This window comes from Streptosporangium sp. NPDC049248 (assembly GCF_040678965.1).
Classification (GTDB): domain Bacteria; phylum Actinomycetota; class Actinomycetes; order Streptosporangiales; family Streptosporangiaceae; genus Streptosporangium; species Streptosporangium fukuiense.
Genome location: NZ_JBFAQY010000025.1, coordinates 133,517 through 141,868, shown reverse-complemented (window position 1 = coordinate 141,868; position 8,352 = coordinate 133,517). Strand labels below are relative to the sequence as shown.

Genomic DNA, 8,352 nt, shown 5'->3' with positions numbered 1-8,352 from the left:
GTTGGCGGCGGCGTTGCATGCCCGCATCGTCGCCGCCAGCGCCTCGCGCTGCTCAGCGCTCGGGGCGAGCTTCAGCATCTCCGTCACCAGCACGCGCCGAGTACGCCATTCAGTCGTTCTTCCGTTCCGTGTTTCCGCTACACGACTCAGAAAGAAGCCGATCGACATGACCGACCGGTCAGGGCACACTCGGGCCTGGGCGGCCCTCCCGCCCCCGTTTCCTCCCCTGCCTGAAGGCCGGAGCATCCTCGGGAGGTTCCGGTGAAGATATGGGTATGTTGACTGTTGAGATCGACTCAGACACAGAGAAGATCCTCCTCGAACTGACTTCCGAGGGCAGGTCCACCACCGATGTGATCCGCGAGGCGATCCGTATCGCAGGACGACTGCGCTGGCTGGAACAGGCCCGTGCCGATGCGGAGAGACTGGCCAACGATCCGGATGATCTGGCTGAGATCCGGGAGATCCAGCGCGAGTTCGGTGATTCGGATGCGTGGTGATGTCTACCGGATGCGTGCTGCTCGCGACACGGTCGGCCATGAACAACGCGGCGAACGTTTCGCAGTGGTGCTGCAATTGCCGGGAAATGTAGCGGATCGCTCACTTGTTCCGGAGTGGCAGATACGCCTCACATAGTGGGCGGTGAAGTTATCTGTCAGTAGGCGGGGGTCACCTCGCGGATCACCCGGCCCGCCAGGTAGAGCAGGGGCTCCACGCCCGATTCGAGACGGTTGAGAGAGTCCCAGTACTGCTGGTTCCGCTCCTTGAAGCTTTCCGGGCCGTCGTACGAGAGGACCACGATGAACTGGTTCCGCTCGTGATCCACCCAGGCGCCATGGATCTCGAACCCGAACTCACGGCGGAGCGGCGCGACCTTCGATCGCCACTTCTCCACCCATTCCTCCATCAGGCCCTCCTGGATCGTGTAGGTGCGATGCTGAAAGGTCCTGGCCATGTCGTCGCCTTCCGTGTCGGGTCGGATACGGGCCGCCTGCGATGAAGATCGTACGACTACCGGGCCGGATCACACGCTTGGCCACTCCGGCCTGGCCCGGACTCGATGCGAGGTCAGGAGCGATGAAGGCCGGGCCCGAGCGTGCGGGCTGATGTGGGACAAGGTTCGTTCTCAAGGGCCGGGCGAGTACCTGAAAGGATTGCGCTCGCGAGATCCGTGACGGGCGGACCCGCCGGGTCGACTGCCATGGAGCGACTTCCCGCGGCCTCGGGTGAGCCTTCGAAGTCCGAATCTTTGTCCCTTCGGGAAGGTGCTCCCGAATGAGTCCGTTCGTGTTCTTGTTGGTTCCGCGATCCCATGCCGCAACCGTGACACCGCCGCCAGTTTAAGACAGCCCGTCTAACCTCCGATCTTTTGGGTGCTGGCTTCCCACTTCGGCGCGTCTTTGCGCCGCGTGAGCACGATACGTTTCACGGCCACCGTTGTGGAGGATTTCCCGGCATACCATCGACTCGCTCCGGTCGATGTGCCGCGCTGTCTACTTGTTCGAGGGATTGAGGGCCGGGCATCGCGGGATCTTTTCGCGATCTTCCAATGTCAATGGACGTCGCTGTTCCCTCACGGACCACTCCTCGGCGATCGGCCGGTCGAGGCTCCCAGAAGAAGTGGCCTGATGTCTCAGCAGGTTTGACGGGTTCCGCTGTGACTGCATCGGCCGACCGTCATACGGACGCTTCGCCCTTTCTGTCCCCGGCCGGAGGGCAGACGCTCACATGCCGCTTGAACCGCACGGATGTAGTTTTCGGCAGGCAGGGCCGTCGGCCGGCATCGACCGTATGAACCGCTGGAACATGGCCGAACGCGCTGGACGGCTCGGCCTCCGCGAGCGCCGGTCGGCCGCGGTCGGATCGATCAAGAATCGAGAAGCGCGGACCAAAAAGCTCGCGATAGCTTGACGAATGCGCCGCATCAAGACAAGCGAAACGCCTGTCCGAGCACGAGCGGCAGCGTATGTGGCCATGGAGATCAAGTCGACAAGGAGTTAATGCGATATGGCGAACAAGTATAAGATCATATACTGGTTTTCCACTCTTGGGCTCGCATCGGGATTGGTCGGTTCCGGGGTTCAGCAATTGTTGAGGACGGAAGGCGAAGGGGCGCTGGCGCCGCCCTACGCGTGGGGCATCGTGGAGCTGGGATACCCTACCTATATTCTGACGGTGCTTGGCCTGTGGAAACTCTTGGGGGTGGCGGCGATTCTTCTCCCTAAATATCCGCTACTCAAGGAGTGGGCGTATGCGGGCCTCTTCTTCCTGTTCACGGGAGGGATGTTCTCGCATATCGCCTCAGGTGATGCCTGGTATCAGCTACTTCCGGCGCTCTTTCTTTTAGCGCTCACGATAGCGTCATGGTATTTCAGGCCAGTAGACAGAAGGCTGGCTTGAGGAGCCCGTCGGGCCGCCGGCGCCGGGACCAAGTATGGTCCCGGCGCCGGCGGCCTCGCGTAATCAGGTGCCGCCTATTCGATGCAACTGAATCTGGCGGCTGTCACAGCGTGTGGTCTTCGCCTGGGACAGGGGCTGTCCAGTCAACGGCCGGCCGTTCGGTCCGGCGGACCGTTCTCTACGCCCATCCGGTCAGGCTGATGGCTGGATGCCCCGGCAGTGACCGTTGCTGAGGCGGCCCGTCTCGAAGTAGGTGGCAACTTTGGCACCGCACGTGGGATCCATCAGGGCCGATCCGTGGACGTCGTCGTCGACGGTCAGCACCGCGCCGCCGATGATCTGCTGCATGCGGGTCGTCCACTCGTAGGGGGACATGCTCTCGTAGCGGTGGCCGGACAGCTGCAACGACGTTCCGCTGTCGCGGACCTGGGTCGTGGTCACCGGCAGGGTCCAGCCTGCGCACCCGGCCACGGCGGAGAACTTGCCGAAGTCGCCGGTGAGAGGGTGGTTCTTGAGCCGCTGCTGCCACGCGGACCACGCTGAGGCGAAGTCGCGCGGGCCGGTGTCCTCATTGCAGAAGGTGGCGCGGTTCATGGTCTGGTTGAAGTCCTCCGGCGCGCCCGGAGGGATGTCGATCGGCTTGCCGGAGTAGATCTGCTTGAGTTCGTGCGGGGCGGTTGTACCCGTGACGTCCCGCAGCCCGCTCAACGCCTTGGCGGTCAGCGGCCAGTCTGGGCCGGTTTGCGCGCACAGCATGCCGACCGTCGCGCCGGCGACGGGGAAGTCGAGGTCGGTGAAGGTCCTGGGCTTGGCGTCGTAGTCGCGCCGCAGCGCCAGCAGCGCGGCCTCGGCCTTCTTACGGCTGGTGCCAAAGCCGTAGGTCTTGTCGCGCTTGGCCATCCAGCCCGCCATGCGTGAGCAGTCGCGCGCGGTGGCCTCGGCGCGCCCCTTTTCGAAGGCGAGGGTGCTGAAGTGCGGGATGGCGACGCTGTCCAGCCACATGCGGCCCACCGTGTCGGGGAACTCGCTGCGGTAGACGGCGCCCAGCCAGGTGCCCCAGGACAGGGCCAGGAAGCCGATTTTCCGTTCACCCAGCCCGGCCCGGATGCGATCCAGGTCCCTGGCGATGTTGACTGTGGTGAGCCCGCCCAGGAAGGCCGGGTCGAAGCTTGAGCAGGCGCGGTTGCCGCGCACCTGATCGTCGTAGATCTGCCTGGCTTCGCTCTCCGTCAGCGCCCCCGGCCCGCGCTTGTTGCCCTTGCCGTGACCCGCGCCGCTGTCCGGCTCGGGGCAGTCGACCTTGGTGCTGTATCCGACGCCTCGCGGGTCGAATCCGATCAGGTCATGGCGCTGGTTCAACCGCGCGTTCGCCGCGTTCATCATCACGTGGTCGATCGGCATCAGATAGCCGGCCCCCCCGGGGCCGCCGGAGTTGACCGCCACACTGCCCAGCCTGTTCGCCTTGTCGGCGGCCTTTAGCCGGGTCACCGCGATGGTGATCTGCCTGCCGCCAGGCCTGCGGTAGTCCAAGGGGACCTTGAGGGTCCCGCAATCGGTGCGTGCCATCAGCGTGCGGAACTCCGCCATCCGGTCGCCCTCGATCCCGCGTGCGCGCAGGACAGCCTCAGAGTAGGAGGGGCACCGTTTCCAGTTGATCGAGGGCGTGGGGGCGGCGGACGCGGGGGCCGGCGTCGCCATCGCCATCAGGGCCGCCGCCGTCCACACGCCGAGAAGAGATCTACGTCCAGTCATTTGCTCAGCCTCTGGGCGGGCGAGCTGCGCGTGCGTCTGTCTACGGGCCCGTTCCGTGCGGTGGGGACGTCTGTCTCTGGTCGCAGGCGGATGTGACTTCAGGCTGATCCGGTGGCGGCTGGCCGTGCCGTACTCTGAGCTGTCATGGGGCGCGGCGCGACGGACACCCTCAGGACATGGTGGAGCAGGCCGGGCGTGAGGGATACCGCCCTGGCCTTCACGCTGCTGGCGATCTGCGTGCTGCTGAACGATCCGAACACGATGGTTCGCAAGTACACCGGCAGCCTGTTCGCTGTGACGTGGCCCGCCTGAGTTGTGGGTCTGGTGGGGCGCCACGCTGATCGCCGTGGTGGGCGTGGCGCTGCGTCGCCGGCCTGTGCCCATGCTGGCACTCTGCGCGGTGTCCGCCGGGGTGCACCTGGCGCTGGTGGTGCCCTTGGTGGTCGTCGACCTGGCGACGCCGATCCTGCTGTACACGGTCGCCTCCGACACTCACCGCAAGGTCTCCCTGTTCATGCTGACCGGGCTGCTGGTGATCGTGACCTGCTGGAGCACGTTCGGCGCGCTGAGCGCCCAGCCGGCCGGTGGGCTTCCCGGAGCGCTCAAGACCATCACCACGGTGGAGGCGGATCCTGGCGCGGCCCCGACGGATCCGGTGACCCTGAACATCGAGCGGAAATCCGGCGCGGGCCCGGCGAGCGGCCTGCTCGTCATCGCCTCCGTCCTGGTCGCGGCGTGGGCGATCGGATCCAGTTCGCGCAACCGCAGGTCCTATCTTCAGCAGCTTCGCGCCAGGGCCGCGGACCTGGACAGGGAACGCGATCAGCGGGCGGAGATGGCGGTGGCCGCCGAACGAAGTAGGATCACCCGCGAGTTGCACGACGTGGTGGCGCACGGCCTGTCGGTGATGGTCGTCCAGGCTCAGGGCGGCGAGGCCGCGCTCGACAACCGGCCGGACGACACCCGCAGCGCGCTCCAGGCGGTCATTACGACCGGCCGGGCGTCCCTGGCGGACATGCGCCGGGTGCTCACCACGACCGGGCAGCTCGGTGCCTCCCTGCACCCCGAGCCTGGGCTCGCCCAGCTGCCCCGGCTGATCGACCGGGTCAACGAGGCCGCCACCTCGGTCACCCTGCGCATCGAGGGCGGTCCCACGTCGCTGCCGCCCGCCGTGGACCTGTCGGCCTACCGCATTGTGCAGGAGGCGCTGACCAATACCATGAAGCACGCCGGTCGGCAGGCCCGGGCGCGAGTGCTGGTGTCCTACCGCGAGTCGAGCGTGCAGCTGGAGATCAGCGACGACGGCCGCGACGGCACGGGGAACGACGGTGCCGGGAACGACGGTGCCGGGCAGGGCCTGCGAGGCATGCGTGAACGGGTGGAGACACTGGGCGGAGACCTCTTCGCCGGTCCGGGAAGCCGAGGTGGGTTCATCGTGCGAGCCAGACTGCCGTTCGACGGGGCAGCCAGGTGATCCGCGTCCTGCTGGCCGACGACCAGGCCCTGGTCAGGACCGGTTTCAGGATGATCTTGGAGAACGCGCCCGACATGGAGGTCGTCGGCGAGGCCGGTGACGGAGCGCAAGCGGCGCTGCTGGCTGATCAGAGCAGGCCTGACGTCGTGCTGATGGACGTGCGGATGCCCGAGGTCGACGGGGTCGAGGCCACCCGCCGGATACGCCGCGGCCCTGACGCGCCTCGGGTGCTGATACTCACGACCTTCGACCTCGACGAATACGTCTACGCGGCGTTGCGGTCAGGGGCGAGCGGGTTCCTGCTGAAGGACACGCTCGCCGCCGACCTGCTCTCGGCGATCCGGGTCGTGGCACGCGGGGAGGCCATTGTGGCGCCGACCGTGACTCGCCGCCTGCTCGAACGGTTCATTGGAACAGGCGAGGGACCCCCGCCGGGCTCCGCCACCGAACTGGACATCCTGACCGACCGCGAACGAGAGGTGCTCGACCTTATCGCCACCGGCAGGTCCAACACCGAGATCGCCGGCCATCTGTTTCTCTCCGAGGGCACCGTCAAGACCCACGTCAGCCGGGTGCTGGCCAAACTTGGGCTTCGCGACCGTGTCCAGGCCGTGGTCCTCGCCTACGAGTGCGGCCTGATCCGCCCGGGGGAGGCAAACCTGATCAGAGGGGAAAGACCACCCCGCTGACGACCTTTCCGACGGCCGGTACCAGCTCCGCGGTGCGGCGGAGGAGGTCGGCCACCCGGTTCCGCTGCCCGGTGACGCGCTCGGGCGACAGGTCCGCGGGCGGCGGCGCGAGGTATCGGGCGGGGGTGAGGTCGACGTCGTCGTCGAGCAGTTCGACGCCGGGCTCGTCGGCGTCCGCGCCGGCCTCGAAGCGTTCCCAGGCATCCGCGGCGACCCGCGCGAAGTCCTCGGGGCGGTCGGAGGTGTCGACCATCAGGACATGGCCGGGCGTACCGGAGTCCTGCGGTCTGCGCAGCACCCACAGGGTCAGGGCGACCGCCATGTTGGGGATGCTGCCGAGCGGGAGTGTGATCACCGCGCTGAGCGCCCCCCGGCGGATCAGCTGGGCGCGGATGCGGCGCCCTGACCTGCGGCCGGCGACGGCGGGCGGCATGAGTACGACGGCGGTGCCGCCGGGTTTCAGGTGGGAGAGGGCGTGCTGGATCCAGGCGAGCTCCGACTCCATCCGGGGCGGCAGGCCGTACTCCCAGCGGGGGTCGGCGGTCAGCTCCTCGTACCCCCAGGCGCGGCAGAAGATCGGCTTACCCCATCGGGCTCGACGTCAACGGCTGGGGCCCTGCGGAGGTCGTCTGGGGCGGCGACACCTGCGACCCCGCGGAGAAGGGCCTGTTCACGCATGTCCAGAATGTGATCATCCGGAACCTCTCGCTCAGAAACTCCCCGGACGACTCGGTCAATGCGCAGTGCCGTGGGAAAGGCCCGTCATGTTCCCCGCCGGCCTTCGGTGATCGCTTGCCGAGGTTTTCGCAGGAGGATTCAGCGAGCGATCTGTCCGGAATCTCTGGAGTACCTCAAGTGTGTCGCCTGGTCACATGACGGGACGAGGCTGGTCACCGACGGTCACGACCGGGTCATTCGCGTCTGGGACGCGGCCGACGGACGACAACTCACCACCCTGACCGCTCACCAGGACTGGGTCATCTCGCTTGCCTGGTCCCCGACGCAACAAATGCTGGCCTCCACCTCCGACGACCGCACTGCCCGCATCTGGAACATTGCCGCCGGAGAGCAGCACACGGTTCTGCGCGGACATGACGGCTGGGTCGACTGCGTCTCCTGGTCCGCTGATGGGACCAGTGTGGTCACAGGTTCGGCGGACCGAACCGCCCGCATCTGGGACGTCGCCTCCGGCAGGTAGACAGGTGTCCTGTACGGCCATGAAAGCCGCGTCCATGCGGTTGCCTGGTCGCCGGACGGCACCCGGATAGCCACCGGATCCGATGACTGCACCGTACGGGTCTGGGATGCCGAGCGCTGTGAGGAGATCACCATCGCCGGTGTCCATCGCGGAAAGATCAGCTCTATCGCCTGGTCCGCTGACGGGCAGGAGTTGCTCACCGCGTCGTTCGATGGCACGGCGCGAATCTGGCAGGCCGAGCCGGACCTGGACCGGCTACAAGCCCTGGCACGAGGCCGCGTCTACCGGAGCCTGACGGTGGAAGAACAACGCGGTCACATGCTGCCCCTCACCGACGGTCAGGAGACGGCGGTCACCTCGCGAACCACCCGGTCCACCAGGTAGAGCGACGGATCCAAGCCCATTTCGGCGCGCTTGGGAGAGTCCCAGTACCGCTGGTTCCGTTCCTGGAAGCTCTCGGATCCGTCGTACGAGAGCACCCAGATGAACTGGCTGCGCTCATGGTCCAGCCAGGCGCCGTGGATCTCGAACCCGAACTCACGGCGGAGCGGCACGATCTGCGATCGCCATTTCTCCGCCCACTCCTCCAGCAGGCCCTCCTGGATCGTGTAGACGCGATGCTGAACGGTCCCGGCCATGTCATCGCCTTTCATCTCGGGGTGAACGTGGGGCCACAGTGCGCTGAAGATCGTACGGCTGTCGAGGCCGCCGTGAGGATGGATCAGGAGATGGCTGAGCCGGTCGAAGACAGGCGGTGGCGCTTCGACCAGGGATGTGTGTTGATCGCGCTGTCCACCCCTCGCGCGATGGGACCTGGCTGACGCTTGGCCTTGCCGACG

At 66.7% G+C, this 8,352-nt stretch carries 10 protein-coding genes; 6 read left to right on the top strand and 4 right to left on the bottom strand.

The window, feature by feature from the left end:
- Positions 1-275 precede the first annotated feature (275 nt).
- Positions 276-500, top strand: a complete 225-nt coding sequence (locus tag AB0K21_RS33900; protein ID WP_343961909.1) for a hypothetical protein — start codon at positions 276-278, stop codon at positions 498-500.
- 155 nt (positions 501-655) lie between these two features.
- On the opposite strand, the gene AB0K21_RS33895 is transcribed toward AB0K21_RS33900, so the two are convergent.
- Positions 656-955, bottom strand: a complete 300-nt coding sequence (locus AB0K21_RS33895; protein WP_343961912.1) for an NIPSNAP family protein — start codon at positions 953-955, stop codon at positions 656-658.
- 1,052 nt (positions 956-2,007) lie between these two features.
- Between AB0K21_RS33895 and AB0K21_RS33890 the strand changes: the two genes are divergently transcribed.
- Entirely contained in the window at positions 2,008-2,400 is a 393-nt protein-coding gene (locus tag AB0K21_RS33890) for a DoxX family protein (protein WP_343961915.1), read from the top strand.
- A gap of 192 nt (positions 2,401-2,592) precedes the next feature.
- On the opposite strand, the gene AB0K21_RS33885 is transcribed toward AB0K21_RS33890, so the two are convergent.
- Positions 2,593-4,152, bottom strand: coding sequence for an alpha/beta fold hydrolase (locus AB0K21_RS33885; protein ID WP_364155756.1), 1,560 nt, complete (start codon positions 4,150-4,152; stop codon positions 2,593-2,595).
- Positions 4,153-4,465: 313 nt separating this feature from the next.
- Here AB0K21_RS33885 and AB0K21_RS33880 point away from each other — a divergent pair, with 313 nt between their 5' ends.
- Together AB0K21_RS33880 and AB0K21_RS33875 are read left to right on the top strand one after the other, a co-directional pair.
- The gene (locus tag AB0K21_RS33880) at positions 4,466-5,626 is read left to right on the top strand and encodes a histidine kinase (RefSeq protein ID WP_364155754.1); all 1,161 of its coding nucleotides are present in this window, start codon (positions 4,466-4,468) and stop codon (positions 5,624-5,626) included.
- A complete protein-coding gene (locus tag AB0K21_RS33875; protein WP_364155752.1) occupies positions 5,623-6,315 on the top strand; it encodes a response regulator transcription factor in 693 nt (230 codons plus the stop codon). The genes AB0K21_RS33880 and AB0K21_RS33875 overlap by 4 nt, the downstream gene beginning before the upstream one ends.
- Here AB0K21_RS33875 and AB0K21_RS33870 read toward each other — a convergent pair.
- Positions 6,290-6,862, bottom strand: a complete 573-nt coding sequence (locus AB0K21_RS33870) for an N-6 DNA methylase (protein WP_364155769.1) — start codon at positions 6,860-6,862, stop codon at positions 6,290-6,292. The two genes, AB0K21_RS33875 and AB0K21_RS33870, sit on opposite strands and share 26 nt — an antisense overlap.
- A 189-nt stretch (positions 6,863-7,051) precedes the next feature.
- Between AB0K21_RS33870 and AB0K21_RS33865 the strand changes: the two genes are divergently transcribed.
- Complete coding sequence (locus AB0K21_RS33865; RefSeq protein ID WP_364155750.1) at positions 7,052-7,513, top strand: hypothetical protein; 462 nt, start codon at positions 7,052-7,054, stop codon at positions 7,511-7,513.
- A 9-nt stretch (positions 7,514-7,522) separates the two neighbouring features.
- Positions 7,523-7,897, top strand: a complete 375-nt coding sequence (locus tag AB0K21_RS33860) for a hypothetical protein (protein ID WP_364155767.1) — start codon at positions 7,523-7,525, stop codon at positions 7,895-7,897.
- Here AB0K21_RS33860 and AB0K21_RS33855 read toward each other — a convergent pair.
- Positions 7,852-8,151 carry an NIPSNAP family protein gene (locus AB0K21_RS33855; RefSeq protein ID WP_343961923.1) on the bottom strand — a complete coding sequence of 100 codons (300 nt, stop codon included), beginning with the start codon at positions 8,149-8,151 and terminating at the stop codon, positions 7,852-7,854. The genes AB0K21_RS33860 and AB0K21_RS33855 overlap by 46 nt on opposite strands.
- Between the last annotated feature and the right edge of the window lie 201 nt (positions 8,152-8,352).

What these genes read in the sequence shown, in the direction of transcription:
- AB0K21_RS33885 (WP_364155756.1), bottom strand. Translation starts at nt 4,152, where the DNA reads ATGACTGGACGTAGATCTCTTCTCGGCGTGTGGACGGCGGCGGCCCTG.
- AB0K21_RS33865 (WP_364155750.1), top strand. Translation starts at nt 7,052, where the DNA reads ATGCGCAGTGCCGTGGGAAAGGCCCGTCATGTTCCCCGCCGGCCTTCG.
- AB0K21_RS33900 (WP_343961909.1), top strand. Translation starts at nt 276, where the DNA reads ATGTTGACTGTTGAGATCGACTCAGACACAGAGAAGATCCTCCTCGAA.
- AB0K21_RS33895 (WP_343961912.1), bottom strand. Translation starts at nt 955, where the DNA reads ATGGCCAGGACCTTTCAGCATCGCACCTACACGATCCAGGAGGGCCTG.
- AB0K21_RS33855 (WP_343961923.1), bottom strand. Translation starts at nt 8,151, where the DNA reads ATGGCCGGGACCGTTCAGCATCGCGTCTACACGATCCAGGAGGGCCTG.
- AB0K21_RS33890 (WP_343961915.1), top strand. Translation starts at nt 2,008, where the DNA reads ATGGCGAACAAGTATAAGATCATATACTGGTTTTCCACTCTTGGGCTC.